This is a genomic window from Rhizobium fabae (assembly GCF_003985135.1).
Taxonomy (GTDB): Bacteria; Pseudomonadota; Alphaproteobacteria; order Rhizobiales; family Rhizobiaceae; genus Rhizobium; species Rhizobium pisi.
Map to the genome: position 1 here is coordinate 114,761 of NZ_ML133655.1, position 26,983 is coordinate 141,743.

At 61.9% G+C, this 26,983-nt stretch carries 28 protein-coding genes and 1 other RNA gene; 17 read left to right on the forward strand and 12 right to left on the reverse strand.

All coding sequences use genetic code 11. The features are described 5' to 3' along the window. Positions 1 to 32 precede the first annotated feature (32 nt). Positions 33 to 398 (reverse strand): helix-turn-helix domain-containing protein, encoded by a 366-nt coding sequence (locus EFB14_RS22490; RefSeq protein ID WP_125846692.1) that lies wholly within the window; start codon positions 396 to 398, stop codon positions 33 to 35. 372 nt (positions 399 to 770) lie between these two features. Here EFB14_RS22490 and recF point away from each other — a divergent pair, with 372 nt between their 5' ends. Genes recF through EFB14_RS22505 form a run of 3 tightly spaced genes read left to right on the forward strand, consistent with a single transcriptional unit; the run spans position 771 to position 3,180 of the window. Further along, positions 771 to 1,895, forward strand: coding sequence for a DNA replication/repair protein RecF (gene recF, locus EFB14_RS22495; protein ID WP_126828935.1), 1,125 nt, complete (start codon positions 771 to 773; stop codon positions 1,893 to 1,895). Continuing rightward, positions 1,892 to 2,710: a molybdopterin-synthase adenylyltransferase MoeB gene (locus tag EFB14_RS22500; protein ID WP_126828936.1), complete on the forward strand. Its 819-nt coding sequence runs from the start codon at positions 1,892 to 1,894 to the stop codon at positions 2,708 to 2,710. The genes recF and EFB14_RS22500 overlap by 4 nt, the downstream gene beginning before the upstream one ends. Then, positions 2,707 to 3,180 (forward strand): GNAT family N-acetyltransferase, encoded by a 474-nt coding sequence (locus EFB14_RS22505; RefSeq protein ID WP_126828937.1) that lies wholly within the window; start codon positions 2,707 to 2,709, stop codon positions 3,178 to 3,180. The genes EFB14_RS22500 and EFB14_RS22505 overlap by 4 nt, the downstream gene beginning before the upstream one ends. 13 nt (positions 3,181 to 3,193) lie before the next feature. On the opposite strand, the gene EFB14_RS22510 is transcribed toward EFB14_RS22505, so the two are convergent. Next, positions 3,194 to 4,195 carry a 2-hydroxyacid dehydrogenase gene (locus EFB14_RS22510; RefSeq protein ID WP_125846696.1) on the reverse strand — a complete coding sequence of 334 codons (1,002 nt, stop codon included), beginning with the start codon at positions 4,193 to 4,195 and terminating at the stop codon, positions 3,194 to 3,196. 185 nt (positions 4,196 to 4,380) lie between these two features. Between EFB14_RS22510 and EFB14_RS22515 the strand changes: the two genes are divergently transcribed. Beyond that, a complete protein-coding gene (locus tag EFB14_RS22515) occupies positions 4,381 to 4,920 on the forward strand; it encodes an SH3 domain-containing protein (RefSeq protein WP_125846697.1) in 540 nt (179 codons plus the stop codon). On the opposite strand, the gene EFB14_RS22520 is transcribed toward EFB14_RS22515, so the two are convergent. Then, positions 4,913 to 5,905 carry an adenosine kinase gene (locus EFB14_RS22520; RefSeq protein WP_126828938.1) on the reverse strand — a complete coding sequence of 331 codons (993 nt, stop codon included), beginning with the start codon at positions 5,903 to 5,905 and terminating at the stop codon, positions 4,913 to 4,915. The two genes, EFB14_RS22515 and EFB14_RS22520, sit on opposite strands and share 8 nt — an antisense overlap. Positions 5,906 to 6,327: 422 nt before the next feature. Here EFB14_RS22520 and EFB14_RS22525 point away from each other — a divergent pair, with 422 nt between their 5' ends. Next, complete coding sequence (locus EFB14_RS22525; protein ID WP_126828939.1) at positions 6,328 to 7,275, forward strand: AEC family transporter; 948 nt, start codon at positions 6,328 to 6,330, stop codon at positions 7,273 to 7,275. Between the two features lie 70 nt (positions 7,276 to 7,345). Here the strand turns inward: EFB14_RS22525 and EFB14_RS22530 are convergent, their stop codons facing one another. Then, positions 7,346 to 7,912, reverse strand: coding sequence for a c-type cytochrome (locus EFB14_RS22530; protein WP_126828940.1), 567 nt, complete (start codon positions 7,910 to 7,912; stop codon positions 7,346 to 7,348). A gap of 154 nt (positions 7,913 to 8,066) precedes the next feature. Between EFB14_RS22530 and EFB14_RS22535 the strand changes: the two genes are divergently transcribed. Both EFB14_RS22535 and EFB14_RS22540 read left to right on the forward strand, forming a co-directional pair. Next, on the forward strand, positions 8,067 to 8,822 hold the full coding sequence (locus EFB14_RS22535) for a 3-deoxy-manno-octulosonate cytidylyltransferase (RefSeq protein ID WP_126828941.1): 756 nt from the start codon (positions 8,067 to 8,069) through the stop codon (positions 8,820 to 8,822). A 10-nt stretch (positions 8,823 to 8,832) separates the two neighbouring features. After that, entirely contained in the window at positions 8,833 to 9,687 is an 855-nt protein-coding gene (locus EFB14_RS22540; RefSeq protein ID WP_126828942.1) for a prephenate dehydratase, read from the forward strand. Between the two features lie 21 nt (positions 9,688 to 9,708). Here the strand turns inward: EFB14_RS22540 and EFB14_RS22545 are convergent, their stop codons facing one another. The 5 genes from EFB14_RS22545 to EFB14_RS22565 all read right to left on the reverse strand — a co-directional run bounded on the left by EFB14_RS22545 (position 9,709) and on the right by EFB14_RS22565 (position 12,686). Continuing rightward, the gene (locus EFB14_RS22545; protein ID WP_126828943.1) at positions 9,709 to 10,077 is read right to left on the reverse strand and encodes a VOC family protein; all 369 of its coding nucleotides are present in this window, start codon (positions 10,075 to 10,077) and stop codon (positions 9,709 to 9,711) included. A 137-nt stretch (positions 10,078 to 10,214) separates the two neighbouring features. Next, positions 10,215 to 10,475 (reverse strand): hypothetical protein, encoded by a 261-nt coding sequence (locus tag EFB14_RS22550; RefSeq protein ID WP_125846704.1) that lies wholly within the window; start codon positions 10,473 to 10,475, stop codon positions 10,215 to 10,217. Positions 10,476 to 10,619: 144 nt separating this feature from the next. Then, positions 10,620 to 11,315 (reverse strand): helix-turn-helix transcriptional regulator, encoded by a 696-nt coding sequence (locus EFB14_RS22555; protein WP_126828944.1) that lies wholly within the window; start codon positions 11,313 to 11,315, stop codon positions 10,620 to 10,622. A gap of 4 nt (positions 11,316 to 11,319) precedes the next feature. Continuing rightward, positions 11,320 to 12,279, reverse strand: a complete 960-nt coding sequence (nudC, locus tag EFB14_RS22560; RefSeq protein WP_126828945.1) for an NAD(+) diphosphatase — start codon at positions 12,277 to 12,279, stop codon at positions 11,320 to 11,322. After that, on the reverse strand, positions 12,276 to 12,686 hold the full coding sequence (locus EFB14_RS22565) for an HIT domain-containing protein (RefSeq protein ID WP_125846707.1): 411 nt from the start codon (positions 12,684 to 12,686) through the stop codon (positions 12,276 to 12,278). The genes nudC and EFB14_RS22565 overlap by 4 nt, the downstream gene beginning before the upstream one ends. Positions 12,687 to 12,775: 89 nt before the next feature. Here EFB14_RS22565 and ffs point away from each other — a divergent pair. From ffs to EFB14_RS22585, 4 genes are all read left to right on the forward strand, one after another. Then, positions 12,776 to 12,872, forward strand: an RNA gene (gene ffs, locus EFB14_RS22570) — signal recognition particle sRNA small type. A gap of 45 nt (positions 12,873 to 12,917) precedes the next feature. Next, positions 12,918 to 14,780 carry a DNA polymerase III subunit gamma/tau gene (locus EFB14_RS22575; RefSeq protein ID WP_126828946.1) on the forward strand — a complete coding sequence of 621 codons (1,863 nt, stop codon included), beginning with the start codon at positions 12,918 to 12,920 and terminating at the stop codon, positions 14,778 to 14,780. Between the two features lie 22 nt (positions 14,781 to 14,802). Next, positions 14,803 to 15,126 (forward strand): YbaB/EbfC family nucleoid-associated protein, encoded by a 324-nt coding sequence (locus tag EFB14_RS22580; RefSeq protein ID WP_004676719.1) that lies wholly within the window; start codon positions 14,803 to 14,805, stop codon positions 15,124 to 15,126. A 263-nt stretch (positions 15,127 to 15,389) separates the two neighbouring features. After that, positions 15,390 to 15,959, forward strand: coding sequence for a hypothetical protein (locus EFB14_RS22585; protein ID WP_126828947.1), 570 nt, complete (start codon positions 15,390 to 15,392; stop codon positions 15,957 to 15,959). Between the two features lie 50 nt (positions 15,960 to 16,009). Here EFB14_RS22585 and EFB14_RS22590 read toward each other — a convergent pair whose 3' ends face one another. Then, complete coding sequence (locus EFB14_RS22590; RefSeq protein WP_183604898.1) at positions 16,010 to 16,627, reverse strand: MOSC domain-containing protein; 618 nt, start codon at positions 16,625 to 16,627, stop codon at positions 16,010 to 16,012. Between the two features lie 57 nt (positions 16,628 to 16,684). Between EFB14_RS22590 and recR the strand changes: the two genes are divergently transcribed. Together recR and EFB14_RS22605 are read left to right on the forward strand one after the other, a co-directional pair. Further along, positions 16,685 to 17,290, forward strand: a complete 606-nt coding sequence (gene recR, locus EFB14_RS22595; RefSeq protein WP_126828949.1) for a recombination mediator RecR — start codon at positions 16,685 to 16,687, stop codon at positions 17,288 to 17,290. A gap of 245 nt (positions 17,291 to 17,535) precedes the next feature. Continuing rightward, the gene (locus EFB14_RS22605) at positions 17,536 to 18,747 is read left to right on the forward strand and encodes a lytic murein transglycosylase (protein ID WP_126828950.1); all 1,212 of its coding nucleotides are present in this window, start codon (positions 17,536 to 17,538) and stop codon (positions 18,745 to 18,747) included. A gap of 5 nt (positions 18,748 to 18,752) precedes the next feature. Here the strand turns inward: EFB14_RS22605 and EFB14_RS22610 are convergent, their stop codons facing one another. Both EFB14_RS22610 and EFB14_RS22615 read right to left on the reverse strand, forming a co-directional pair. Continuing rightward, on the reverse strand, positions 18,753 to 19,208 hold the full coding sequence (locus tag EFB14_RS22610; RefSeq protein ID WP_126828951.1) for a GNAT family N-acetyltransferase: 456 nt from the start codon (positions 19,206 to 19,208) through the stop codon (positions 18,753 to 18,755). Between the two features lie 8 nt (positions 19,209 to 19,216). After that, complete coding sequence (locus EFB14_RS22615) at positions 19,217 to 20,848, reverse strand: MFS transporter (protein WP_126828952.1); 1,632 nt, start codon at positions 20,846 to 20,848, stop codon at positions 19,217 to 19,219. Between the two features lie 244 nt (positions 20,849 to 21,092). Between EFB14_RS22615 and rimP the strand changes: the two genes are divergently transcribed. From rimP to infB, 4 genes are all read left to right on the forward strand, one after another. Further along, positions 21,093 to 21,698, forward strand: a complete 606-nt coding sequence (gene rimP, locus EFB14_RS22620) for a ribosome maturation factor RimP (RefSeq protein WP_126828953.1) — start codon at positions 21,093 to 21,095, stop codon at positions 21,696 to 21,698. Between the two features lie 59 nt (positions 21,699 to 21,757). Next, positions 21,758 to 23,359 (forward strand): transcription termination factor NusA, encoded by a 1,602-nt coding sequence (gene nusA / locus EFB14_RS22625; protein ID WP_126828954.1) that lies wholly within the window; start codon positions 21,758 to 21,760, stop codon positions 23,357 to 23,359. Beyond that, on the forward strand, positions 23,356 to 24,051 hold the full coding sequence (locus tag EFB14_RS22630) for an RNA-binding protein (protein WP_183604899.1): 696 nt from the start codon (positions 23,356 to 23,358) through the stop codon (positions 24,049 to 24,051). The genes nusA and EFB14_RS22630 overlap by 4 nt, the downstream gene beginning before the upstream one ends. 101 nt (positions 24,052 to 24,152) lie before the next feature. Beyond that, positions 24,153 to 26,891, forward strand: a complete 2,739-nt coding sequence (gene infB, locus EFB14_RS22635) for a translation initiation factor IF-2 (RefSeq protein ID WP_126828955.1) — start codon at positions 24,153 to 24,155, stop codon at positions 26,889 to 26,891. Positions 26,892 to 26,983 lie beyond the last annotated feature (92 nt).

A 26,983-nucleotide genomic window follows, 5' to 3' on the forward strand; every position in this document is an offset into this window, starting at 1 on the left:
TTGCGGAAATAAGCTTGTTCGCTCCGGTGGATTCAGGCGGCGCTTTCGACCGCTTCGCCACTCATGAGAGTAAGAATGGTCTTGACCGCTTCCTTGCCCGCGGTCGAGTTCAGCTTGTCGTAGCTCAGCGCAAGCGCATAGGCGTCGGGGCTGAGTTCGATACGGCTGCCGAATTGCGATATGCCGGTGCCCTCGAAGAGAGCCGAAATCTCAACATCGAGAAAAACCGCGATCTGATGCAGCTTGCTGGCGGAAACGCGGTTCGTTCCCTTTTCGTATTTCTGGATCTGCTGGAAAGTCAGTCCGAGTGCTTCACCGAGCTCAAGTTGGGAAACACGACGAAGGGCGCGAAGATGTCTTACATTGCGACCAACGATAATATCAACCGGATCTGGCACTTCACTACTCTCTCATACATAAACACTTGGTTTACCATATCGTTTTCAGCGAATAACTCAACCCTGAAGTTGCAAAATTCAACCGACTTTTTTTGGACTTTACGTTACGTCAGCAATCTCAACCGAATGCGCCAAAGCCCATGAAATCAGGGCTCGCGGCCGGTGAGCCCTGATGTTGGCAATATCGGCTTGGCAACGTCGAGCAATTGCCTCTGAGGTTGTATTTTTTGCAGGGATTGGGACCGCGGCGGCATTGCCCCACGACCGATTTCCGGCATCACCGGCGGTAGGCGATCCACCACCGTGCTGCAGCGCGCTTGCCATCAAGACTGCTTCGGCTTAGCTGTCACGCTTCACGATTCCGGACATCCGATGCCGCACAAGGTTTCCCTTTCCCGCCTGAAGCTGACCGACTTCCGCAACTATGCGGCGGCGGCGCTTGCCCTTGACGGCCGGCACGTCGTGCTGACGGGAGATAACGGCGCCGGCAAGACCAATCTCATGGAGGCGGTCTCGCTGCTTTCGCCCGGCCGCGGCCTGCGCCGCGCAGCCTATGGCGATATTACCCGCGTCGGCGCGCCAGGCGGCTTTTCAATCTTCGCGGTGCTCGACGGCATGGAGGGTGAAGTCGAGATCGGCACCGGCATCGAAACGGGCGAAGAGACAACCACCCGCAGGCTGCGTATCAACGGCACGCCGGCCAAAACAGCCGACGAACTGACGGATCACCTGCGTCTTCTCTGGCTGACGCCGGCGATGGACGGTCTGTTTACCGGCGCCTCTTCCGACCGGCGCCGCTTTCTCGACCGGCTGGTGCTGTCGCTCGACCCCGCCCATGGCCGCCGTGCCAGTGATTTCGAGCGCGCCATGCGCAGCCGTAACAAGCTGCTCGACGAAGGCCGCTTCGACCCCTCCTGGCTTGCGGGCATCGAGGAGCAGATGGCAAGCCTCGGCATCGCCATGGCGCTCGCCCGCCAGGAGATGCTCGGGCTCTTGACCCGGCTGATCGAGGAAACACGGGAGAGTTCGCCCTTCCCCTCGGCATCGCTGCAGCTCTCGGGCTTCATGGACGGCCAGTTCTCGCGCCCCTCGGTCGATCTCGAGGACGAGTACGCAGCAATGCTGGCGGAAAGCCGTTACCGCGATGCCGGCGCGGGACGTACGCTCGAGGGGCCGCACCGAGCCGATCTCATCGTGCATCACCGCGAAAAGGCGATGGAGGCGGAGCGTTGTTCGACGGGCGAGCAGAAAGCGCTGCTCGTCGGCCTGGTGCTTGCGCATGCGCGGCTCGTCGGCAATCTCACCGGCCATGCGCCGATCCTGCTGCTCGACGAAATCGCGGCACATCTCGACGAGAACAGACGCGCGGCGCTGTTCGACCTTATCGACGGGCTCGGCGGCCAGGCCTTCATGACGGGAACGGACCGCGCCATGTTTTCAGCACTCGGCGACAGGGCACAGGTCTTCACGGTGACTGACGGAAAGGTGTTCGAATGACCGGAGCAGCTTTTCCCAGCGCCGGGCGCCATGATAAGGTCGCCGCCATGGAACCGCTCAGCCCTGATGAAATCGCGCGCTATCAGCGCCACATCCTGCTCCCTGAGATCGGCGGCGCAGGCCAGCAGAAGCTGAAGGCTGCCCGCGTGCTGGTGATCGGTGCCGGCGGCCTCGGTGCGCCGATCCTGCAGTATCTGGCCGCAGCCGGCGTCGGCACGCTTGGCATTGTCGATGATGACCGGGTATCGCTCTCGAACCTGCAGCGCCAGGTCATCCACGACTCCGGCACGATCGGGGAGTTGAAGACGGAGAGCGCCGCCATCGCCATCGCGAGACTCAACCCACATGTCCGGCTCATCCGTTTCGAGGAACGCTTTTCTCAGGAGACCGCGCGACGGCAATTGTCCGGCTTCGATCTTCTGATCGACGGCTCCGACAATTTCGACGCGCGTTATGCCGCCGCCGATGCGGCAGAAGAGGCGCGCATCCCGCTCGTCACCGGCGCCGTCGGACGTTTCGACGGTTCGCTGACAGTTCTGAAACCCTATGAGACGGCCGAGGACGGGACGCCCAACCCCAGATATCGCGACCTGTTTCCGGAAGCGCCACCGGCGGGGCTGATCCCCTCCTGCGCCGAGGCCGGCATCATCGGCGCGCTTACCGGCGTCATCGGCACGATGATGGCGATGGAGGCGATCAAGCTCGTCACCGGCAGCGGCGAGCCGCTGATCGGACGGCTGCTGCTTTACGATGCGCTGTCGGCCCGGTTCGAAACGATCCGCTACAAACGCCGCCGCGCAAGGCAGGCGGGATGACGATCATCCGCCTCGACCGAAGCTTCACGCGCTGGGACGAGCTGCTTGCCCTGATCCTTGCCGCCTTCGCCTCGATGAACGGCAGGATCGATCCACCATCTTCGGCGCTCCGCCTGACGGCGCAAGCGCTGGCTGAAAAGGCCGAAGCCGAGATCGGTCACGTTGCGATCGAGCAGGGAAAGCTGACCGGCTGCCTGTTCCTGCGGCCGGAGACCGATTGCCTCTATGTCGGCAAGCTCGCCGTTCTCCCGTCTGTGCAGGGCAAGGGCCTCGGCAGACGGCTGCTGGCAATTGCCGAGGAAACGTCCGCAGCGCTTGGCCTTCCCGCCCTGCGGTTGGAAACGCGCATCGAACTCACGGACAATCACGCTGTCTTCGCCGCCTGGGGATTTTCCAGAACCGCTGAGAAGGCGCATCCCGGTTTTGCCAGGACGACTTTCATCGAGATGCGCAAGGACCTCAAGCGCTGACGCGCAAAGTCGCTTAACGACCCGGCAGCACCCGGTTCGGCGGCCTGTGGCCGTCGATGAAGGTGCGGATATTGATGATGACCTTGTCGCCCATGTCGATCCGGCCCTCGATCGTCGCCGAACTCATGTGCGGCAGCAGCACGACCTTGCCCTCATTGGCGAGCTTGACGAGCCTCGGGTTGACGGCCGGCTCATTTTCGAAGACGTCGAGGCCGGCGCCGGCGATCTTGCCCTCCCTCAGGCATTTGATCAGCGCGGTTTCGTCGACCACGTCGCCGCGCGCAGTGTTGACGATGTAGGCCGTGGGCTGCAGCAACGCCAGGCGGCGCGCCGAAATCAGGTGGAAGGTCGCAGGCGTCGACGGGCAATTGATCGAGACGATGTCGACGCGGGCGAGCATCTGGTCGAGGCTTTCCCAATAGGTCGCCTCCAGCTCGTCCTCGACGGCCGGGTTGACGCGCTTGCGGTTGTGGTAGTGGATCGAGAGACCGAAAGCCTTGGCGCGGCGCGCCACCGCCGTGCCGATGCGGCCCATGCCAACGATGCCGATGCGCTTGCCGTGAATGCGCCGGCCAAGCATCCAGGTGGGAGACCAACCGGCCCATTCGCCCGGCTTGTCGGTCAGCACGCGCGCACCTTCGCCGAGCCTTCTCGGCACGGCGAGAATCAGCGCCATCGTCATGTCGGCGGTATCCTCGGTCAGGACATTCGGCGTGTTGGTGACGGTGATCCCCTTGCGCGCTGCCGCCTCGACGTCGATATGGTCGGTGCCGTTGGAGAAGCTCGCAATCAGCTTCATCTGCGGCCCTGCCTCTTCGATCAACGCCGCGTCAATGCGATCGGTGACGGTCGGCACCAGCACGTCGGCGGTCCTCACGGCGGCGATCAATTCAGGAACGGAGCGCGGCGTATCGTCGATGTTGAGCTCGGCGTCGAAGAGCTCGCGCATGCGGGTTTCGACGGCATCCGGCAGTTTCCGGGTGATGTAGACCTTCGGCTTTTTCTTCGCTGTCATGGCTGCCTGTGGTGCCTTGTTCAGAGGTCTTTAACCAAGAGGGGTGATAATTTTCCCATTCCGGGCATTTTCTACCAGACCCGCACGCGAAGACAAACAAAACTCGTGGTGCAGCGGAAGGATGTCAATGCCCGGACAGCGAGCAGGCCGGGCCTGCCCGCCGATTCGAGCAAACGGAAGCTTCCATGCGCAGCAAAGTCCTGAAGTCCTGCCTCGCCGTCGCGATCGCTCTGGCCGCATCGCTCGGAGCCGTCGAATTTGCCCACGCGCAGGCTGCCAAGGGGCCGAGCGGACTGCCGTTGCCGCGTTTTGTCACCCTGAAGTCCAAGCGCGTCAACCTGCGCATCGGTCCCGGGACGGATTACGCCGTCTCATGGATGTACCTGAAATCCGGTCTGCCGGTGGAGATCATCCAGGAATACGACAACTGGCGCCGCATCCGCGATGCCGACGGCACCGAGGGCTGGGTCAACCAGTCGCTGCTGTCAGGCCAGCGCGCGGCGATCGCCGCCCCATGGATGAAGACCAAGGGCAAGGGTATCTACGTCAATCTGCGCCGCGAGGCGCAGCCCTCCGCCTCAATCGTCGCCAAGCTGGAACCTGGCGTGATGCTGACGATCGGCGAATGCAACGGCGACTGGTGCCGCGCCGGAGCCGACGGCGCCTCGGGATGGGTGGCGCAGTCGGAGATTTGGGGAGCCTATCCCGGCGAAGCCTTCAAATAAGCCCTGCTTCTCTGGCCGCCTCGGAAAGCGAGGTCATCGGGCGCGGACCGATCTGCTGGATGACGATGCCGGCAGCGAGGCAACCGAGCTTGCCGCAATCTTCCAGCGACCGCCCCTGCGTGTAGCCATAAAGGAAGCCGGAGGCGAAGAGGTCGCCGGCACCCGTCGTGTCCACAACTTCCCTGATCTTGATCGCATCGACGTAGTAGCGCTCCCGCCCCTTCAGGATGACGGCGCCGTTTTCGCTCATCGTCACGGCGGCGATCTTGCAATCTGCGGCGATTTTGTTCAGCGCCTCTTCGAAATCGTCGGTTTCGTACAGCGACAGCGCTTCCTGGCGATTGGCGAAGACGATATCGACCTTGCCGGACCGCATCAGATCGAGGAATTCACCGCGGTAGCGACCGACGCAGAAGCTGTCGGACAGCGTCATCGACATTTCGCGGCCGTTTTCATGGGCAATGCGGGCGCAATCGAGAATCGCTTCCTTGGCGCGCGGCGGATCCCAGAGATAGCCTTCGAAATAGGTAATCTTGGCATCGGCCACGACATCGGCCTCGACATCCTCGGGGCCGAGCTCAACGCAGGCGCCGAGATAGGTGTTCATCGAGCGTTCGCCGTCCTCGGTCACGAAGATCATCGAACGCGCCGTCGGCGGGAAAGTGCCCTTGGGCCGCGTCTGGTAGTGAACACCCTGGGCGCGGATATCGTGCGTGAAGATATCGCCAAGCTGATCTGCGGCGACATTGCCGAAATAGGCCGCCTTGCCGCCGAGGTTGGCAACGCCCGCTGCCGTATTGCCGGCGCTGCCGCCGGAGGCTTCGAGCGCCGGTCCCATGCGCGAATACAGGAGTTCGGCGCGTTCGGCATCGATGAGGTTCATCGCCGCCTTGGTGATCTGGTTGTCAATGAGGAACTGGTCGTCGCAACGGGCAATGATATCCACGATTGCGTTGCCGACAGTCAGAACGTCGAATCTTGTCATGAAATGGGGGGTCCCGGATTTGTGATAGCCGGGGTTTGGTCTTAGCGAAATTTCCGCGGTTTGGAAGGTTAAATGGTGAATGGCGCAGCTATTTCTTCGCAAAAGTGCCGCTTATTCGTCATGCCTCTGTCATCTTCAAAATCTAGATATGCTCGCAACAAGGCCGGTATGAGCAGCTTTCAGTTGCAGCCGGGTGCGCGAGGGATGATCCCTTCGATCTTGCCGGCGCGATGCTGACCACGGATGAACTGGCAGCGTCGTGATCCGGATATCCGGCGGAGCCGGAGCGGAAAAGCGGGCCGTGCCCGCTTTTTTTTGCTTTGCGGTTGCCAGCGCTGCCGGATCGGGTGCCGTTTGCCTTTTCAATCCAGGCGGTTTGCTGCTAGAGATCGGACACTCCCCCGAGCAAAGCAGCCTCCCCCATGTCAGCCATCATTCTCGACGTCCTTCCCATCTTCATCCTGATTCTTATCGGTTGGGTGATCGTCCGCAGCGGCTTGATGACGTCGGATGTCGGCGACGGGCTCAGCGAATTCGTCTTCAAGATCGCCGTGCCGCTTCTGCTTTTCCGCACCATAGCCGAGGCGGATTTCCACGGCGCGTCGCCTTTCCGGCTCTGGATCGTCTATTTCTCCGGCGTCGCCATCACCTGGGCGGCCGGTCATCTCGCCGCCACACGCCTCTTCGGCCGCGACGAACGGATCGGAGTGCTGGCCGGCGTTTCCTCCGCCTTCGCCAACAATGTCTTCATCGGACTGCCGCTCGTCCAGCGCACCGTCGGCGAGGAGGGGCTGGTGGCCTTGTCGATCCTGCTCGCCGTGCATCTGCCCGTGATGATGGTCGCCGGCACGGTGCTGATGGAGCATGCGGAGCGGAAGATCGCCGGCAAAAGTGACCGCAGCATGGTGTTCGTGCTTCGCCAGATCGCCATCAATCTCATACGCAATCCGCTGGTGATCGGCCTTGCGGCCGGCATGGCCATGCATCTTTCCGGCCTCACTATGCCGACGGCACTGGCAACGGTCGTCGGGCAGATCGCCGGTATTGCCGGCCCGGCGGCGCTGATCTCGCTCGGCATGGCGCTGGAGAGATACGGCGTCTCCGGCAATCTTGGCATCGCCAGCGTTACCTCGAGCCTCAAGCTGCTGCTGCTGCCCGGCTGCGTCTGGACGGCGAGCCACCTCTTCGGCCTCAACAGCGAATGGACGGCGGCGATCGTGCTGACCTCCTCGGTGCCGACGGGCGTCAACGCCTGGCTGATCGCCAATCGCTTCGGCGTCGGCCACAGCCTTGCCGCGTCGACGATCTCGGTGACGACGGCGCTCGGCGCCATCACCGTCTCGCTCTGGGCCTATTTCCTCGGCGCGTGAACCTTCGCCATCAACAACGAAAGCCCGGCTTGCGGCCGGGCTTCCATGTCATGCAGACTGAGTGGCGCTTTTACTGCGTCGCCGTCTTCGGATCCGGCAGCGGCACCGGCGAATCGGAGAGCGTGTGCAGGTAGAGGATGACGTTGGCGCGATCCTGATCCTTCGGCAGGCCTGCAAAGCCCATCGCCGTGCCGGGAACATCCTTCTTCGGCGCAGTCAGGAACTTGTTGAGGTTCTCGAAGGTCCACTTTTCAGAGCTGCCCTTGGAGAAATCCTTTATGGCAGCGGAATAGGCGAAGCCTTCATGCGAGGCGATCGGACGATCTACGACACCAAAGAGGTTGGGACCGACCTTGTTCGGTCCCCCTTTGGTGCCGTCATGACAGGCCTGACACTTCTTGAAAACCGTTTCACCGGCCTTGGCATCTGCAGAAGCGAGCAATTGCGCGATCGGAACGGCAGCAGCGGCAGGCGCAGCTTCACCGCCAGTGGCGGGCGCCTCTTCGGCAACGATCGCGAAACCTTCCTTCTCCGGCGCTTCGGAATGGAAGATCCCCTCGGACGCGATAGAGACCGACATCAGAACGAAAACCGTTCCGAGCAGTGCCCCCACGGCCGTATTGACGTATGAATTCATCTGCAATGCTCCCCTTGCAGCCGGCAGACCATAAACCGGACCATCTTGAAATCGCGCGGAACCTATGTCTTTTGGCTGATCGTTGCAACTGTCTAAATGGTCTTGTGCGTGAGACTTTTTGACACTTTTCAGCCCGGAATAGAAGGCCCGAACAATGAGTGATTCAAATTTAGATGGCGTGCTCGTATTGATCCCGGCGCGGATGGCCTCTACCCGGCTTCCGGGCAAGCCGCTCGCCGATATATGCGGTCTGCCGATGATCGTGCAGGTGGCGATGCGCGCCAGGGAGGCGGCCATCGGCCGCGTGGTCGTCGCCGTCGACGACGCCCGTGTGTTTGACACCGTCGCAGCCGCCGGCTTCGAAGTCGTCATGACCAGCAAGGATCACCAATCGGGATCCGACCGGATTTTCGAAGCCTTGACGAAGGTCGACCCCGATGGAAAGGCGAAGTTCATCGTCAACGTCCAGGGCGATCTGCCGACAATCGATCCGGAGACCGTGCGGGCAGCCCTGCGCCCCCTTGAAAACGAGGCCGTCGATATCGGCACGCTGACGACCGAGATCGACAATGACGAAGACAAGACCGCGCCGCACATCGTCAAGATTGTCGGCTCGCCCGTCTCCGACACCCGCCTGCACGCACTCTACTTCACGCGCGCGACAGCACCCTACGGCCAGGGGCCGCTCTATCATCATATCGGCCTTTATGCCTATCGGCGCGCAGCGCTGGAACGGTTCGTCTCGCTCGGCCCTTCGACGCTCGAACGGCGCGAATCGCTGGAGCAGCTGCGGGCGCTGGAAGCCGGCATGCGCATCGATGCCGAGATCGTTGACACGGTTCCGCTCGGTGTCGATACTCCCGCCGACCTCGAAAAGGCGCGGCGCATCCTCTCCGCAAAGTCGAACTGACGGAATCATTATGAACATCAAGACCAACAGGATCGCCTTCCAGGGCGAATTCGGCGCCAATTCCGACATGGCCTGCCGCGACATGTTCCCGACCATGGAGCCGCTGCCCTGCCAGACCTTCGAGGATGCATTCACGGCGGTCGACAATGGCGACGCCGACATCGGCATGATCCCCATCGAGAACACGATTGCCGGGCGCGTCGCCGATATCCACCATCTGCTGCCGGAATCACGGCTGCATATCATCGGCGAATATTTCATGCCGATCCGCTTCCAGCTGATGGTGCTGCCGGGTGTCACCAAGGACGAGATCCGCACGGTGCACAGCCATATCCACGCGCTCGGCCAATGCCGTAAGATCGTGCGCGCCAATGGCTGGAAGCCGGTGATCGCCGGTGATACGGCGGGAGCGGCAAAGCTCGTGAAGGAAACCGGCGACCGCTCGATGGCCGCCCTCGCCCCGCGCCTTGCCGCCGATCTCTACGGGCTTGAGATCGTTGCCGAAAATGTCGAGGATACGGAAAACAACGTCACCCGTTTCGTCATCCTGTCCCGCGACGAGGAATGGGCGCAACGGACTTCGGCGGAAGAAAAGGTCGTCACCACCTTCGTCTTCAACGTCCGCAACATTCCGGCCGCGCTCTACAAGGCGCTCGGCGGGTTCGCCACCAACAATATCAACATGACGAAGCTCGAAAGCTACCAGCTCGGCGGAAAATTCGTGGCGACGCAATTCTACGCCGATATCGAAGGCCATCCGAACGATCCGAACGTTCGCCGGGCCTTGGAGGAATTGCGATTCTTCTCCGAGAAAGTCCGCATCCTCGGCGTCTACAAGGGACATGCGATGCGAGGCCTGCTTTAAGCAGGCTTCGTCATTCAGCTATTATTTATCCGGCTCACAGACGCGCAGTCGATGCCCATCCGGGTCGAGCACGACGAAGGTCGGGCCGAAATCGAGCTCGGTCAGTTCCTGCGCGATCGGCAGGCCGCGCCGGCGCCAATCCTCGTAATGGTTGGCGACGGCATTTTCCCCCGCGACCATGAAGGCCACCTCGCCTCGATTGCCGATGGCGGAGGGCTGCGGCTCGACCTTGCTGCGCCGCCAGAGGCCGAGCGTGAAGCCGCCATCGAGCGGGAAGGCGACGAAATTCGGCGCCTCCACGACCGGTTCGCGATTCAGCAGGTTCCGGTAGAAGCCGGTGCTTTCGGCCGGATCCTTGACGTAGAGAATTATCATATTGGGGCTGGTCATTTCGGTTTTCCCGTTGGCTGGTGAATAAGCCACGACGAGGAATGGTCTGCTGCCAAGTTATGGCAGCAGACAGCAGGGGGACGCTGCCAAAGCAACGCCCTGTTCTCGCCGGGCAGAATACTGATGATGAGTTGCGGCTAAAGCGGGAGCCGATCCTCGTGATGAGGGTTGCGTCCATCCATGAAGCCGAGATCTCGCTTCAGGTAATCGGGTGTCGCTTCAACATCGAGTTTCGAGCGGCTTTCGCCGGAGATCCGGAAAAAGCTGATGGCCAGGCGCAGCAGGCCGGAGCGTGCCGACTGCCGGACGTCGGCGAAAGTTTCGGCCGAAATGATGTCGGCAAAGCTATCGGTGACAAAACGATCGCCGGCCTGCTGAATGACGGGGGGCGTTACCATGATCAGTACTCCTTCCCTAGCGCATCAGCACGATGCGCGGAACCTGGATGCTACAGCGTCCTTTGCGCGTCCGAAGACGCGCGGCGCTGTAGTGGATTGAGATTGATAATAACCCCGGCTGCTGACAGTTTATGGCAGCAGCATTCAGTTCTCGACCGGTACGTCCTGTGTCTTTCTCCACTCCTCTAGGAGCACCGCGCGGCGGCGCGGATAACGCACGTCATGCAGCGCCATGTCGATGATGCGGTCGGTGCGGAAATGGCGGAAATCCTGGCGCAGCTCGCACCAGGCCATGATGATGCGCACATGCTCGAAATAGCCGAGCGCGAAGGGCCAGACGCGGCGGCGGGAGATGCGGCCCTGCTCGTCGCCGTAATGCAGCTCGAGGATACGCTCCAAGCGGATCGCCTTGCGGATGGCCGAGACATCGGCCTTGTCCTCGTCCCTGCGTTTGGGGCCAACGAAGAGGGCTGCCGAATCGATCATTTCGCGCATGTCGGACGGCAGCACGGCGGCAATCTTGGCGAGCGCATCGGCGCCGGCGCCGGCAAGGCGCGGCTCGGCGGCGCGGGCCACCCAGCGGGAGCCCAGCACCAATGCCTCCAGCTCTTCTTCGGAAAACATCATCGGCGGCAGCATGAAACCCGGCTTCAGCACATAACCGATGCCCGCTTCGCCTTCGATCATCGCGCCCTGGGCCTGAAGGCTCGCAATATCGCGATAGAGCGTGCGCAGGCTGACGCCGGTCTCCTCAGCCAGCACCGTGCCGGTCACCGGCCGCCGATAACGCCGAAGCGTCTGGAGCAGCGTCAGCAGCCGTTCGGAGCGTGCGACGGGCATGGCACTAGCGCTTCCACTCCACCCAGTCGCGCATCAGGCGATGGGCGATCGCCCCTTTCGGCGGCGGGGCCTTGCCGGTCGCGCCGGGGCGCTCCAGCATCTCGAGCGTCTCCTCTCGGGTGAACCAGCGGCAATCTTCAAGCTCGGTTTCGTCGCGGCTGATTTCGGTGGATTTCGCCTCGGCATAACAGCCGATCATCAGCGAGTGCGGCATCGGCCAGGGCTGCGAGGCGTGATAGCGGATGCGACCGGTGCGGATGCCCGATTCCTCGAGCGTTTCGCGGCGCACGGCATTCTCGATGGTCTCGCCGGGTTCGAGGAAGCCGGCAAGACAGGAATACATGCCGGGCGCGAAATGCGGACTGCGGCCAAGCAGGCACAGGTCGCGCTCCTCATCGATCGTCAGCATGATGACGACGGGGTCGGTGCGGGGAAAGATCATATGTTCGCAGGCAGTGCAGACGCGCTTGTAGCCGCCGATATGGATCTCCATCGCCGAGCCGCAGCGGCCGCAGAAGCGGTTGTCGCCATTCCAGCGGATGAGGCTCGCGGCCTGGGCGAACTCGCCGAGCAACACCTCGTCGATCAGCATCTCGCGAAACAGGGTGCGGCCGTCGGCGGGCTTATATTGGCTGGCGAGGTCGTCGACATCGATGCCGACAGGAACGGCAAGGCGCGGCTCGCCTGATTTGCGGTAGCCGAGAAGCACCGTCTCGTCCCAGTCCGGCTGCAATTCCTTGAGCTCGTAGCGGGCAAAGAGCGGATCGAGCACCTGGCCGTCATGCTTCAGCACCAGCTTATCCCTGGCGAAGGCAAAAATATGCGTGCCTTCCTTGGCCAGCGCCTTTTCGACGGATTGCTCGTCGCGATGCTCGGAATCGCGATTGAGATCATTTGCTGCAAAGGCAGTGAGATTGCTGGGTTCCGGATGCGGCACATCCGAATCGAAAAGCGAATGACTCATGATGAAAGGGCTTCCCGCAGCTTCGCTATGAATTCGTCTCTCTTTCCGTCTTCGTAGGGTTCCGCGCGGCCGAAGCCCCAGACAGGACCCGGCCAGTTGGCGTCGCCTTCGAAGCGGGCAATGACATGAACATGAAGCTGGCGGACGATATTGCCAAGAGCTCCGATATTGATTTTTGTCGCGCCGGTGATCTTCTTGAGCGCGCTGGCGACTACCTCCGTCTCGAAGGCGAGCAGCACCTGGTCGAGCGGCGTCAGCTCGAAGATTTCGGTAATTCCTGCCCTGCGCGGCACGAGAATGAGCCAGGGCCAGCGGGCATCCTGCGACAATCTCAGATCACAGAGGCCTGTGACCATGATGCTGATGCTGTCATTTTCCAGCCTGGGGTCGAGCGCAAAGCCGTTCAAAGGGCAATCTCCTCATGTTTTCCAACGACTAGCAGTTTTTTGTCATGTTGGCTTGCTTTTGATGACGATATTGCCGATATGTGCATCCGGGAGGTTGGTGGTGGACGAGCCACTCGCCAACCGGGTCAGGTCCGGAAGGAAGCAGCCCTAACGAGCCCGGCACGGGTCATCGTGCCAGCCTCCCACCTTCTCTCCACGAAGTGCCCGACAGTCCGGGCGACAAGCAGGGCGATGAGCGACACCGAGCGACAATCAAAAGATGCCGCCTCGACAGGCACCGGATACCGGGTGCTGGCCCGCAAATACCGCCCCAAGGATTTCACGGACCTGATGGTCGGCCAGGAGCCGATGGTCCGCACGCTCACCAACGCCTTCGAGACCGGCCGTATCGCACAGGCCTATATGCTGACCGGCGTGCGCGGCGTCGGCAAGACGACGACGGCACGCATCCTGGCGCGGGCGCTGAACTACAAGACCGCAGAGATCGACAAGCCGACGATCGACCTCCGTGTGCCAGGCGAGCACTGCCAGGCGATCATGGAAGGCCGCCACGTCGACGTGATCGAGATGGATGCCGCCTCCCATACCGGCATCGACGATATTCGCGAGATCATCGAGCAGGTGCGCTACCGCCCGGTTTCGGCGCGCTACAAAGTCTACATTATCGACGAAGTGCACATGCTGTCGACGCAGGCCTTCAACGGCCTGTTGAAGACGCTCGAAGAGCCGCCGGAACATGTGAAATTCATCTTCGCCACCACCGAAATCCGCAAGGTGCCGATCACGGTTCTCTCGCGCTGCCAGCGCTTCGACCTGCGCCGCATCAGCGCCTCCGATCTCGTCGGGCTGTTTTCGACCATCGCAGCCAAGGAAGGCATCGAGGCGGAACCGGACGCGCTGGCGATGATCGCGCGTGCGGCCGAAGGCTCTGCCCGCGACGGCCTGTCGCTGCTCGACCAGGCGATCGCCCATGGCGCAGGCGCCGTACAGGCCGAGGCCGTGCGCGGCATGCTCGGCCTTGCCGATCGCGCCCGGATCGTCGATCTCTTCCAGCATATCGTCAAAGGCGATGTGGCCGCAGCACTCGGCGAATTCCAGAGCCAATACGAGGCCGGCGCCAATCCGGTGGTCGTGCTCACCGATCTTGCCGATTTCACCCATCTGGTGACGCGGCTGAAATATGTGCCGGACGCGGCAAACGATCCTTCGCTCAGCGAGGTCGAACGCACCAAGGCGGCGGAATTTGCTAAGGGTGTCGCGGTGACGACGCTGTCGCGCATCTGGCAGATGCTGCTGAAGGGCATTCCGGAAACGGAAGGCTCGTCAAGGACGGCGGGTGCTGCCGAGATGGTATTGATCCGGCTGGCGCATGCCGCGCATCTGCCGGCGCCCGAGGACGCGGCGCGGCGGCTTGCCGAATTTTCCGGCGACAATGCCGGCCAGCGGCCCTCCCCTTCGCCTTCCGGCAGCAGCAACGGCACGCGGGTTCCCTATCAGAGCAGTGTCGCCGCTCGCGCGCCCGAGCCGACACCACGACCGCTACCCTCAGGGCCGACTGCGATGCTGCGCGCCGTGCCCAATCCCGAGCCGCAGAATGTCGGCCGTATCGAGGCAAAGCCTGCAGAGGCTCCGAAGCCGCTCGTGCGCATCAACTCCATCGGCGATATCGTCGACCTCGCGGGCGAGAAGCGCGATGTCAAATTGAAGGCACTGGTGCGCAACTTCGTGCGTCCGGTCCGTCTTGAGCCCGGCCGGCTGGACGTGAACCTCACCGAAGGTGCGCCGAACACGCTGCTTAACGAACTCGCCGTCAAGCTCAAGGAATGGACTGGAATCCACTGGATCGTCAGCACCAGCCGCGAAGAGGGCGGGCCGACGCTTGTCGAGGCAGAGGCCAGAACCCGGGAACAGCAGGTCATCGATGCGCGGCAGGACCCTGACGTCGCGGCGATCCTGGCGCATTTCCCGGGCGCGAAAATCATCGATGTGCGCGTGCGGGCGCCCGAACCGGACGAGGAAGGCACAGTGACGCCGCCGGCCGCAGCCGAATCCGAGGAAGGCGACATCCTGCCGGGCGACGACATAGAATTCTAAGGTTTCAAGAAGGAGCAAGACGATGCGCGACATCATGGGCATGATGGGCAAAGTCAAGGAAATGCAGGCCAAGATGGAGCAGATGCAGGCGGAGATCGCCGAGCTCACGGCCGAAGGCAAGGCGGGCGGCGGCCTCGTCACCGTCGTCATCTCGGGCAAGGGCGAACTGAAGAGCCTGAAGATCGACCCGTCGCTGTTCAAGGAAGACGATGTCGAGATCCTCGAGGACCTGATCGTCGCCGCCCACAAGGACGCCAAGGACAAGGCCGAGGCGCTCGCCGCCGAAAAGACCAAGGCGCTGACCGCAGGCCTGCCGATCCCGCCCGGCTTCAAGCTGCCGTTCTGATAGCAGGCAATTCGGTCTCAAAGGCATTTCCGCTTTCTTCGAATTGCGGAGATATTCCAAAGCGTGTCGCATCAAATTTGATTCATGCGATGCGCTTTTTTTGTTTTGACCAGGTCGTTGTCGCGAAGCCTCTGCAAACTTCCAGGCGACATGCATTATCTCTTTGTTTTTAAGAAATTCCTGACGCAAAGCCCCGCCATAGTTTTGCTGGAATTGCTCTCATATTTTCAGCAAGTAATTTCATATATCTCATAAGGTTTTTCATGAAGATCTCTAGCGTTTTTCGCCTTTTCCTTGCAGCCGCCCTAGCCATGCCGACGGTTGTCAATGCGGGTCAGTGTGATCGCAACAAGCGCGTTTATGTCTTTGATCAGTCTAAGCCGGGAGACGACACTAAAATATTCTACAAGGTGCGCGCTGGAGAACATCCATTCTATGCGGAACCAGTAAGATTTGAAACTTGGCGAAAATCCAAACTGGTTTGGTCTGTCGATGGCGTTGTAATATGCAGCGATGTTATACCGCTGTGCAGCTTAGACTTGGATTCTGCCAAGGAAAATAGTGATAAATCCGTGGCTTACGAATGCTTTAAGGAAATAAACGATCCGGCGACACCCAATGAACCAGTAGTACCGTTCCCGATCCCCGTCACTGAAATTTTCGCTGGCGATCAAAAGCCGTACATCGCCTTCGGCAATTTGACCGCTTTGTCTATTGTCTGCAGCAAGCATATGGCCGTCCACATTAAACGGAAGGAATTGCTAACCGAGGACGAACAGAAAAATGGATTCATGTTGCCTCCTTTTGTTCGGCTAGATTCATGCCAGAAGTAAATCGCCGTCCGCCAGTGCCGATGCGGTCGTCATTGTCGCTGCCACCGCCCTTATATTTCGGCTTCCAGCATCGCCCGTAGCTTGTAGTGAATTGGAGCAGCGAGATATCGCGCCCGGTCCGTCTCCGAAAGCCGCCGGCCGAAAGTTGCCATCAGCTCCGGCATCATGACCTTCTCTCCGGAAAAGAGTTGATGCTCCACCGGCATTCCGGCCTTGACTACGCCGCCGTGGATAACGCGGCAATAGATGCCAGGGCGGGCGGCATTGGTGTAGCGCTTAACGAATTTCGGATCGGCCATTCTGGCGGCGAAGGTGGCGCAGGGAATGCGGCACGCGGTGACTTCGAGGACGAGGTTATCTGTGACGAAGCGGTCGCCGACGGCGACGTCGCGATTGTCGAGATCTGAGATCACCATGTTTTCGCCGAAGGTGCCGGGTTCGTATGGCCTGCCGAGTTCCCCGCTCCACCAGTCGAGCGCCAGCGATCCCTCGATATAGACCGCCTGATCGATACCGCCATGGTGTTTTCGGTTGCAGATCGCATCGCCGACCAGACCTTCGGCATCGATCATCACGGCGCCGTTGACGGGGTGCTTGAAGATGCCGGTCTTGTAGCTTTTGCCGGGCAGCCTTTCCGGATTTCCGGTGCAGAGGGCAAGGATTTTCATGGGATGGCCAATCCTTCCGCGATTCCGTTTTCGTTCCATATCAGCTAAGAACGGCGCATGGCAAAACGAGTCACCGGCCCCGAAATCGAAAAACTCATCCAGCTTCTGGCGAAGGTGCCGGGCCTCGGGCCGCGCTCGGCGCGCCGGGCGGCACTGCATCTGATCAAGAAGAAGGACCAACTGCTCGGCCCACTGTCGAATGCGATGGGCGAAGCCTATGACAAGGTGAAGATCTGCTCGCGTTGCGGCAATGTCGATACGGTCGATCCCTGCACCGTTTGCACTGATACGCAGCGCGATCAATCCGTCATCATCGTCGTCGAGGACGTTTCCGACCTCTGGGCGCTGGAGCGGGCCGGCGCGCTGAACGCCGCCTATCACGTGCTCGGCGGCACGCTGTCGCCGCTCGACGGGATCGGGCCGGACGATCTCAACATTCGCGGGTTGATCGACCGGATCGGCGAAGGCGGCATCCGGGAATTGATCATCGCGGTCAATGCGACGGTCGAGGGACAGACGACGGCGCATTACATCACCGACCAATTGCAGGGGCTCGAGGTGAAGATCACGCGGCTGGCGCATGGCGTGCCCGTCGGCGGTGAGCTCGACTATCTCGACGAGGGCACGCTTGCCGCGGCCCTTCGGGCGCGGACGGTTATATGAAAGGCTTGCGTATGCTGCAGCATACCCCCCTCTGCCCTGCCGGGCATCTCCCCCCCAGGGGGGGAGATCGGCTGGGAGCGCCTCCTTGCCCTATTCAAAGATTGCAACTGGCCGAAACCGCTTCGCTCACGACCAAGATTTTGGGAGACGGGCGCCTCTTGCTGATCTCCCCCCTTGTGGGGGAGACGTCCGGCAGGGCAGAGGGGGGTCTTCCACGGTGGCTGCGGATACTCGCATTCGCTGCAATGACTGCCCTATTCCCTCTCCCTTCCTACGCAGTCCCTTCCAAGGCCGATGTCGAGGCGCAGTTCGAAAAATGGGTGCAGAGCGACCTCTGGCCAGAGGCGAAGGCGGGCGGTATTTCGGAGAAGACCTTTCAGGCCGCTTTCTCAGGCGTCACGCTGAACTGGAACCTGCCGGATCTCGCGCCGCCCGGCTTCCCGCTGCCTAAGGAGCAAAAACAGACGCAGGCCGAATTTTCCTCGCCTGGTCCCTACTTCAACGAAGACCGGCTGAAGAAGCTTGCCGCGACCGGGCGTGGCTTTGCCGCGCAATACGCCTCTACGCTGAAGCGGATCGAGAAGACTTATGGCGTGCCGGGCTCGATCGTGCTTGCCATCTGGGGCCGGGAGACGGGCTTCGGCGTGGCGAAGATCCCGAATTCGGCGATCGAGGTGCTGGCGACGAAGGCCTTCATGTCGACGCGCAAGGACATGTTCCGTACCGAGCTGGTGGCGGCACTCCATATTCTCGACGGCGGCGACGTCACACCTGCCGATTTCAAGGGTTCGTGGGCGGGCGCGCTCGGCCAGCCGCAGTTCATGCCGACGAGCTACCTGAAATATGCCGTCGATTTCGACGGCGACGGACATCGCAACATCTGGACCTCAGTGCCGGATACGCTCGCCTCGATCGCCAATTTCCTGGTCAAGAAGGGCTGGCAGCGCGATCGCGACTGGGGTTTCGAGGTATCGATACCGGAGGCTGTCTCCTGCGCGCAGGAGGGGCCTGACCTGGCGAAGCCGCTTTCGCACTGGGCCTCACTCGGCATCGAGCGCATATCAGGCAAAGGTTTCCCTTCAGGCGAGATGAAGGCTGACGGGATGATGCTGGTGCCGGCCGGCCGCGACGGGCCGGAATTCATCGTCACGCCGAATTTCTACATCATCAAGGAATACAACAACTCCGATCTCTACGCCCTCTATATCGGCAACCTTGCCGACCGGATCGCCTCCAATGGCGGCGCCTTCGAGGGGCGATGGGGCGATGTCGGCAAGATGCTGCGCTCGGATGTCGCCGCCATGCAGAAGGCGCTGGAACGGCAGGGCTATGACGTCGGCGGCTCCGACGGTCTGCCGGGCTACAAGACGCGGCGTTCGATCGGCCAGTGGCAGGCGAAGAACGGCATGAAACCGACCTGTTTTCCCGAGGCCACGATGAAGGGCAAGCTAAAGTAACGGCTTCAGAGAGTGCGCTTCAGCCCTTCGTGGCTCGCGACGAAGCCGAGCTTTTCGTAGAAGCGGATCGAATCCGCCCGCGTCTTGTCTGACGTCAGCTGCACGAGGCCGCAGCCGCGCTCGACGCACCGGGCGATCGCCCATTCGATGAATTGCCCGCCGAGGCCCGAACCGCGAAGATCGCGGGCGATACGCACGCTTTCGATCTGACCGCGCCACATGCCGGTCCGGGAAAGACCGGGAAGAAAGCTCAGCTGCAGGCAGCCAGCGACCTCGTCGGCCGCATCGACGGCGACAGCCAGCAACTGATTGGCATCCGCCTCGATCGCGGCGAAGGCCGAGATATAACGCGGATCGACGGGATCGGAAACGATCTCCCTGGCAGCTCCGAGATCGTCGTCGGAGAGAAGCCGGACGATTGCGGCAAGGTCGGATTGGCGGGCGAGCCTGAAACTGTGCATGCCTATCCTCAATGATGGAGATCAATCGGCGCCTTATGGAAGACGTCATTATCCGGCGGAATGGCCTGGCGCTCGATCATGCGGTGAACATGGGGCAGACCTTCGCCGCGGTGGAGCGCGCGAAGCCTGTCGATGTTTTCGGCATCGGCCTGCGTGCGCCGCTGGTTATGTCTGATATATTCGACCCAGGTCGGCGTATGGTAGGTTTCCGTCCAGAGCCCGGGATTTTCAAGATCGCGCATCAGCGCCCAATGCCGGGCACCATCGCGGATGCGGATGCGGCGGCGCTCGCTCATGAGTTCCATGAATTCGGCAAGGTCGGCATCGGCAATCTCGTAGTCGACCTGAATGACGATCGGGCCGCTGCGCGGCGTGATGTCGAGGCTCAGAGCCGGCGCGGTGAAGCGGTTCAGCGGATCGAGATTGAGCGAGGCGAAAGCCGGCATGGAAAAACGCAGGCCGATCGCAATGCCAAGCAGCATCACGACAACAGACATCAGCAGCGCGTCGGAGACGCCATAACGGTCGGCGGCAACACCCCAGAGCCAGCTGCCACCGGCGATGCCGCCGAAAGTGACGGTCTGGTAGAGCGACAGGGCCCGACCCACCACCCAGCGCGGCGTCGAAAGCTGGACGATCGTATTGAAGAGCGAGAGCGCCGAGACCCAACAGGCGCCGGAGATGAGCAACCCAGCAGAGGTGAGGAGCGCGCTCGGGCTGAAGGCGGCGATGACGGCGCTCAGCGCGAAACCGGCAAAGGCCAGGCGAATGATCGTCTCGCTGGACAGCATCTGGCGAAGCCTTGCATTCAGCACCGCGCCACCGATCGCGCCGATGCCGAAGGCGCCGAGCATGAAGCCGTAGGTCAGCGGACCGCCCGCAACCAGATCGAGGGCGACGATCGGCAGCAGGGCCAGGATTGAGCTGGCGCCGATGCCGAAGATGAGGCCCCTGACGAGAACCTTCTCCAGATTGGGCGACATCGAGATATAGCGCAGGCCGGCGAAGATGGCGCTGCCGAGCGCCTCCCGCGGCAGGGTCGAGGCGGGCAGGCTCGGCCGCCAGCGCAGCAGGGCATAGATGAGGGCGAGATAACTCAGCGTGTTCACCGCAAAGGCAGCAGCCGCGCCGGCGGCGGCCACGATGACGCCGCCGATCGCCGGACCGACGCTGCGGGTGATGTTGAAGCCCATGCTGTTCAGCGTGACGGCGCCCGGCAGATCGGCGCGGGGCACCATATCGCCGACCGAGGCCTGCCAGGAGGGATTGTTGAGCGCGGTGCCGCAGCCGATCAGGAAGGTGAAGAAAAGCAGCAGCCAGGGCGTGATCCAGCCGAGAAAGGCGCAAGCCGTCAGCAGTGCTGACACCGTCAGCATCAGACACTGCGCCGTCAGCATGACGCGGCGGCGATCATAATTATCGGCAAGCGCGCCGGATATCAGGGAAAACAGCATGATCGGCAGCGCCGTCGAGGTCTGCACCAGCGCCACCATGTCCTCGGAGGCGGTGATCGTCGTCATCATCCAGGCAGCGCCGACCGCCTGGATCAAGCCGCCGAAGTTCGAGGAGAGGCTCGCAAACCAGATGGCACGATAGGTATCGTGCCGCAAAGGCGCCAATGTCGACGAAGTATACGCCACGATCCCTCCCGCTTTTGTTCTTGTGTCCTCGGCAATATATGCGCAAGACCCGCACAGGCCATAGGCACGTTCATCCCACAGGAAGCGAAATGGCGGAATCGGTCTCAGACCTTGCAATTTGGGAAAAAGCCGACTATATCGCACTCAAATTCTTGATCGCTTGATGAAGAGTGGGCCGCAAGGACCCGCTCTTTTTTATTAGCGCGATCGCCCGAACAGCATGAAATTGCGAGGAGCGCACCGCTTGTCGGACCTGACAAACGCAGACAATGAACATGAGCCGCGGCTGATTACGGAGACCGGCGTCGACCAGCGTCTTGCCGATATCATCGAACCCGTTCTCATCGGCTTGGGCTTCAAGCTTATCCGTGTCCGCATGCTGAACCAGAACGGCGCAACGATGCAGGTCATGGCCGAACGCAATGACGGCACGATGACGGTTCAGGACTGCGAAGAGGTCTCGATGGCGATTTCTCCGGTCCTCGATGTGGAAGATCCCATCGATAAAGAGTATCATCTCGAGGTGTCTTCGCCCGGCATCGACCGTCCGATGGTGCGGAAATCCGATTTCGTCCGCTGGCAGGGCCACCTTGTGAAATGCGAGACGTCGATCATGGTCGGCAATCGCAAGCGCTTCCGTGGCAAGATCCTCGAAGCAGACGCAGATGGTTTCACGCTTGAGCGCGACCAGGTTGCCTATGGGGAAGAACTGAAGGTCATCATTCCCTTCACGGCGCTCAGCGAGGCGAAGCTCATTCTGACCGACGACCTGATCCGCGACGCGTTGCGCGCCGACAAGCTGGCGAAAGCGCAGGCCGCCAACCAGAACGAAGCGGACGACCAGGAATAACCGATCAACAGACCGCTCCAGGGACGGGAACCCCGGAGTAAAGACGGAGAAACAAGACAATGGCAGTCAGTGCGAACCGGCTCGAACTTCTGCAGATCGCAGATGCAGTGGCGCGCGAAAAGGTCATCGACCGTGAGATCGTGCTTGCCGCAATGGCCGATGCCATCCAGAAGGCGGCACGCTCGCGTTACGGCACCGAGTCCAACATCCGCGCCGACATCAATCCGAAGACCGGCGAAATCCGGCTGCAGCGCCTGCTCGAAGTCGTCGACAAGGCCGAGGATTATTCGACGCAGATCCCGCTGGAGCTTGCTCGCGATCGCAACCCGGACGCCGCACTCGGCGACTTCATCGCCGATCCGCTGCCGCCGATGGATTTCGGCCGCATCGCCGCACAGTCCGCCAAGCAGGTGATCGTGCAGAAGGTGCGTGAGGCCGAGCGTGACCGCCAGTTCGACGAATTCAAGGATCGCACCGGCGAAATCGTCAACGGCACGGTCAAGCGTGTCGAATACGGCAACGTCATCGTCGACCTCGGCCGTGGCGAAGGCATCATCCGCCGCGACGAAATGATCCCGCGCGAAAACGTCCGCTATGGCGATCGCGTCCGTGCCTATGTCTATGATGTCCGTCGCGAGCAGCGCGGCCCGCAGATCTTCCTGTCGCGCACGCACCCGCAGTTCATGGTGAAGCTCTTCACCATGGAAGTGCCTGAAATCTACGACGGCATCATCCAGGTGAAGTCGGTCGCCCGCGATCCGGGTTCGCGCGCCAAGATCGCCGTGATCTCGAACGATAGCTCGATCGATCCCGTCGGCGCCTGCGTCGGTATGCGCGGTTCGCGCGTTCAGGCCGTCGTCGGCGAACTTCAGGGCGAGAAGATCGACATCATTCCCTGGTCGCAGGACCCGGCGACCTTCGTCGTCAACGCCCTGCAGCCGGCCGAAGTCGCCAAGGTCGTTCTCGACGAGGATGCCGAGCGTATCGAAGTCGTCGTTCCCGACGAGCAGCTGTCGCTTGCGATCGGCCGCCGCGGCCAGAACGTCCGCCTCGCCTCGCAGCTGACCGGCTGGGATATCGACATCATGACGGAGGCCGAGGAATCGGAACGCCGTCAGAAGGAATTCAACGAGCGCACCAACCTCTTCATGGATTCGCTTGACGTCGACGAGATGGTCGGCCAGGTGCTCGCCTCGGAAGGCTTTGCCGCCGTCGAGGAACTGGCCTATGTCGATCTCGACGAAATCTCCTCGATTGACGGCTTCGACGAAGATACGGCACAGGAAATCCAGACCCGCGCCCGCGAATTCCTCGAGCGTCTCGAAGCCGAGATGGACGAGAAGCGCAAGGCGCTCGGCGTCCAGGACGAGCTGCGCGAGATCGACGGCATGACCGCCCAGATGATGGTCGCGCTCGGCGAAGACGGCATCAAGACGATCGAGGACTTCGCCGGCTGCGCCGCTGACGACCTCGTCGGCTGGACGGAGCGCAAGAACGGCGAAACCAAGAAGTTCGAAGGCCTGTTCTCGAAATTCGACGTTTCGCGCGTCGAGGCTGAACAGATGATCGTCCAGGCCCGCCTCTCGGCTGGCTGGATCACGCAAGAGGACCTGGCGAAGGGGACCGAGGAAGAGGTCACCGAAGCCGAACAGGAAGCATGATGACCGCGCATGAGCCGGACGCTCTCCCTGATGAGGACGACGATCTTGCAGGTTATGACGTGAACGGACGCATGTGCATCGTGACGCGCGAAAGCGGATCGCCGGAAGAGCTGATCCGCTTCGTTGCCGCTCCCGATGGAACAGTTGTCGCCGACTTGAAGCGCGAGCTTCCGGGACGCGGATGCTGGGTGAAGATCGACCGGTCGCTGGTCGACAGGGCGGTGGCGAAGAAGCTCTTCGCCCGAGCGCTGAAAATGGATGTGAAGGCGGCGGACGATCTCGGCGCGAGCGTCGATCGGCTGCTCGTGGCGCAATTGATGCAGATGATGAACATGGCTCGGAAAGCCGGCCAGTTCGTCAGCGGGTCCGCGAAAGTGGATGCTGCGGTGAGAAGCGGAGCAGCCCTTGCGGTGTTCCATTCGACTGGTGCAGCGGACGATGGTGTCCGGAAAATCGACCAGGCCCGCAAGGCCTGGCACCTCGGAATGGAGACCGAGGAGGAGATACCTTCCTTCCGTCTCTTCTCGGAGAGCGAAATGGAAGGCCTGATGGGCCAGAATGCTTTTATCCATGCCGCAGTGCTTGCAGGGCAGGCGGGTGAGGGTGTAGTGAAGCGCGCAAAGATGCTCGAACAGTACCGTATTGGCGGTCAGTCCCGGGCAGCGGGCGGCGCTGGCCGGCAAAAACAATGAGGCGGTCACCGGCATCGGCCGGTCCCATACTCATTGATCGACAGTATTGAACGACAGGGTCTGATCTAGTCATCGCTCCCTGTCCGAAGGAACGGGAACGAATGACCGATAGTAACGACGACAAGACAATCAGCGTAGCGGGCAAAAAGACACTCACCCTGAAACCATCGGGGATGAGCCAGGGCACCGTTCGCCAGGATATGGGTCGAGGTCGCACCAAGGCGGTCGTCGTCGAGACCCGTAAGCGGCGCCCGATGCGCCCGGAAGACGAAAAGCCGATCACACCCGTCGCTCCGGCGGCCCCCGTCCGCGCAGCCGAACCGGCGCCCGCACCGGTGCAGGCGCGTCCGCAGCAGCCGACGCCGGCTCCGCGGGTTCAGCAGGGCAACAACAATACCAACCAGCGTCCGCAGCAGCCCTATCAGCCGCCGCGCCAGAACGATCGTCCGCGCCCTGTGGTGCTGAACCATCTGTCGCCGGAAGAGATGGATGCCCGCCGCCGCGCGTTGGCCGAATCCCAGGCGCGTGACGCCCAGGATGCGATCCGCCGTGCCGAGGAAGAAAAGCGCCGTGCCGCCGAAGAGGCTGTCCGCAAGGCAGCCGAGGCGGAAGAAGCCGCTCGCAGGGCCGCCGAAGAGGCTGCCAGGCAGGCTGAGGCACCCGCTGTCGCTGAACCGGCAGCCGCCGAGGCAGCACCGGCTCCCGTCGTAGCTGAAGCTCGTTCGGAGGCTCCGCGGCCTGCGGCTGCGCGCCGGCCCGATGCAGCAGCACCCGCTGCCGCCCGCCCGGCGCCCGGCGCCACCGCGCCGGCCGGTGCCCGTGGTCGTCGCCCTGAAACGGAAGACGAAGATCGCGGCCCAGCACGCGGCGCTCCGGCCCGTGGCCGCGTCGTTCGCCCGGAACCCGCAAAGCCGGTGACGACGCGTCCGAAAACGGAAGAAGAGCGTCGTCGCGGCAAGCTGACGATCTCCACTGCCAACGTAGACGGCGACGACAATGCCCGCGGGCGTTCGCTCTCGGCGATGCGCCGCCGGCAGGAGAAGTTCCGCCGCGGCCAGATGCAGGAAACCCGCGAGAAGATCTCCCGCGAGGTCGTTCTGCCTGAGACCATCACCATTCAGGAACTGTCGCAGCGCATGTCCGAACGCGCCGTCGACGTCATCAAGTATCTGATGAAGGAAGGCCAGATGATGAAGCCGGGCGACGTCATCGACGCCGACCTTGCCGAACTCATCGCCGGCGAATTCGGCCATACGGTCAGGCGCGTGTCTGAATCCGACGTCGAACTCGGCATCTTCAACGTGTCCGACGAGGATGGCGAACTGGTTTCGCGCCCGCCCGTCGTCACCATCATGGGCCATGTCGACCACGGCAAGACCTCGCTGCTCGACGCCATCCGGCATGCCAACGTGGTTTCCGGCGAAGCCGGTGGCATCACGCAGCATATCGGCGCCTATCAGGTGGAGCAGAACGGCCAGAAGATCACCTTCATCGACACCCCCGGCCACGCCGCCTTTACAGCGATGCGTGCCCGCGGCGCTCAAGCGACGGATATTGCGATCCTCGTGGTCGCCGCCGACGACAGCGTGATGCCGCAGACGATCGAATCGATCAACCATGCCAAGGCGGCCGGTGTTCCGATCATCGTTGCGATCAACAAGATCGACAAGCACGAGGCCGACCCGCAGAAGGTTCGCAACCAGCTGCTCCAGCACGAAGTCTTCGTGGAAACCATGGGCGGCGAAGTGCTCGACGTCGAGGTTTCGGCCAAAACAGGCAAGAACCTCGACAAACTGCTCGAGGCGATCCTGCTGCAGTCGGAAATTCTCGACCTCAAGGCCAATCCGAGCCGGACTGCGGAAGGTACAGTTATCGAAGCCCAGCTCGACCGCGGTCGCGGTTCGGTCGCGACCGTGCTTGTCCAGAAGGGTACGCTGCGTCCGGGCCAGATCATCGTCGCCGGCGACGTCTGGGGCCGCGTGCGCGCCCTCGTCACCGACAAGGGCGACCATGTGAAGGAAGCAGGTCCCGCGACCCCGGTCGAGGTTCTCGGCCTTTCCGGCACGCCGCAGGCGGGCGACAAGTTCGCCGTCGTCGAAAACGAAAGCCGCGCCCGCGAAATCTCGGAATACCGTCAGCGTCTTGCCCGCGACAAGGCGGCTGCCCGCCAGTCCAGTCAGCGTGGTTCGCTGGAACAGATGATGATCCAGCACAAGAGCGCCGGCATCAAGGAGTTTCCGCTTGTTATCAAGGGCGACGTGCAGGGCTCGATCGAGGCGATTGCCGGCGCACTGGAAAAGCTCGGCACCGACGAGGTCCGCGCTCGCATCGTCCATTCGGGCGCCGGCGGCATCACCGAGTCGGATATCTCGCTCGCCGAAGCCTCGAACGCGGCCATCATCGGCTTCAACGTTCGCGCGAATACGCAGGCACGCCAGTTCGCAGAGCGTGAAGGCATCGAAATCCGCTACTACAACATCATCTACGACCTCGTGGATGACGTGAAGGCGGCAATGTCGGGCCTCCTGTCTCCGGAACGGCGCGAGACCTTCATCGGCAATGCCGAGATCCTCGAGGTGTTCAACATCACCAAGGTCGGCAAGGTCGCAGGCTGCCGCGTCGTCGAAGGCAAGGTCGAACGCGGTGCGGGCGTCCGCCTCATCCGCAACGACGTCGTCGTTCACGAAGGCAAGCTCAAGACGCTCAAGCGCTTCAAGGACGAAGTGTCCGAAGTGCCGATGGGTCAGGAATGCGGCATGGCCTTCGAAAACTACGAAGACATGCGCGTCGGCGACGTCATCGAATGCTTCCGCGTCGAACATATCACGCGCACGCTCTAAACTGCTGCGCCTGAGCACGACATTTCCGAAAGCCATCCACCAGCCGGTGGGTGGCTTTTGGTACCTGCCGACTTGACCTTTTTGACCAAAAG

What these genes read in the sequence shown, in the direction of transcription:
- EFB14_RS22555 (WP_126828944.1), bottom strand. Translation starts at nt 11,315, where the DNA reads ATGCCCGTCGCACGCTCCGAACGGCTGCTGACGCTGCTCCAGACGCTT.
- EFB14_RS22550 (WP_125846704.1), bottom strand. Translation starts at nt 10,475, where the DNA reads ATGGTAACGCCCCCCGTCATTCAGCAGGCCGGCGATCGTTTTGTCACC.
- EFB14_RS22530 (WP_126828940.1), bottom strand. Translation starts at nt 7,912, where the DNA reads ATGAATTCATACGTCAATACGGCCGTGGGGGCACTGCTCGGAACGGTT.
- EFB14_RS22605 (WP_126828950.1), top strand. Translation starts at nt 17,536, where the DNA reads ATGACTGCCCTATTCCCTCTCCCTTCCTACGCAGTCCCTTCCAAGGCC.
- nudC (WP_126828945.1), bottom strand. Translation starts at nt 12,279, where the DNA reads ATGAGTCATTCGCTTTTCGATTCGGATGTGCCGCATCCGGAACCCAGC.
- EFB14_RS22505 (WP_126828937.1), top strand. Translation starts at nt 2,707, where the DNA reads ATGACGATCATCCGCCTCGACCGAAGCTTCACGCGCTGGGACGAGCTG.
- EFB14_RS22580 (WP_004676719.1), top strand. Translation starts at nt 14,803, where the DNA reads ATGCGCGACATCATGGGCATGATGGGCAAAGTCAAGGAAATGCAGGCC.
- EFB14_RS22525 (WP_126828939.1), top strand. Translation starts at nt 6,328, where the DNA reads ATGTCAGCCATCATTCTCGACGTCCTTCCCATCTTCATCCTGATTCTT.
- EFB14_RS22510 (WP_125846696.1), bottom strand. Translation starts at nt 4,195, where the DNA reads ATGACAGCGAAGAAAAAGCCGAAGGTCTACATCACCCGGAAACTGCCG.
- EFB14_RS22500 (WP_126828936.1), top strand. Translation starts at nt 1,892, where the DNA reads ATGACCGGAGCAGCTTTTCCCAGCGCCGGGCGCCATGATAAGGTCGCC.
- nusA (WP_126828954.1), top strand. Translation starts at nt 21,758, where the DNA reads ATGGCAGTCAGTGCGAACCGGCTCGAACTTCTGCAGATCGCAGATGCA.
- EFB14_RS22540 (WP_126828942.1), top strand. Translation starts at nt 8,833, where the DNA reads ATGAACATCAAGACCAACAGGATCGCCTTCCAGGGCGAATTCGGCGCC.
- recR (WP_126828949.1), top strand. Translation starts at nt 16,685, where the DNA reads ATGGCAAAACGAGTCACCGGCCCCGAAATCGAAAAACTCATCCAGCTT.
- EFB14_RS22545 (WP_126828943.1), bottom strand. Translation starts at nt 10,077, where the DNA reads ATGACCAGCCCCAATATGATAATTCTCTACGTCAAGGATCCGGCCGAA.
- recF (WP_126828935.1), top strand. Translation starts at nt 771, where the DNA reads ATGCCGCACAAGGTTTCCCTTTCCCGCCTGAAGCTGACCGACTTCCGC.
- EFB14_RS22610 (WP_126828951.1), bottom strand. Translation starts at nt 19,208, where the DNA reads ATGCACAGTTTCAGGCTCGCCCGCCAATCCGACCTTGCCGCAATCGTC.
- EFB14_RS22585 (WP_126828947.1), top strand. Translation starts at nt 15,390, where the DNA reads ATGAAGATCTCTAGCGTTTTTCGCCTTTTCCTTGCAGCCGCCCTAGCC.
- infB (WP_126828955.1), top strand. Translation starts at nt 24,153, where the DNA reads ATGACCGATAGTAACGACGACAAGACAATCAGCGTAGCGGGCAAAAAG.
- EFB14_RS22520 (WP_126828938.1), bottom strand. Translation starts at nt 5,905, where the DNA reads ATGACAAGATTCGACGTTCTGACTGTCGGCAACGCAATCGTGGATATC.
- EFB14_RS22630 (WP_183604899.1), top strand. Translation starts at nt 23,356, where the DNA reads ATGATGACCGCGCATGAGCCGGACGCTCTCCCTGATGAGGACGACGAT.
- EFB14_RS22575 (WP_126828946.1), top strand. Translation starts at nt 12,918, where the DNA reads ATGAGCGACACCGAGCGACAATCAAAAGATGCCGCCTCGACAGGCACC.
- EFB14_RS22535 (WP_126828941.1), top strand. Translation starts at nt 8,067, where the DNA reads ATGAGTGATTCAAATTTAGATGGCGTGCTCGTATTGATCCCGGCGCGG.
- EFB14_RS22590 (WP_183604898.1), bottom strand. Translation starts at nt 16,627, where the DNA reads ATGAAAATCCTTGCCCTCTGCACCGGAAATCCGGAAAGGCTGCCCGGC.
- EFB14_RS22515 (WP_125846697.1), top strand. Translation starts at nt 4,381, where the DNA reads ATGCGCAGCAAAGTCCTGAAGTCCTGCCTCGCCGTCGCGATCGCTCTG.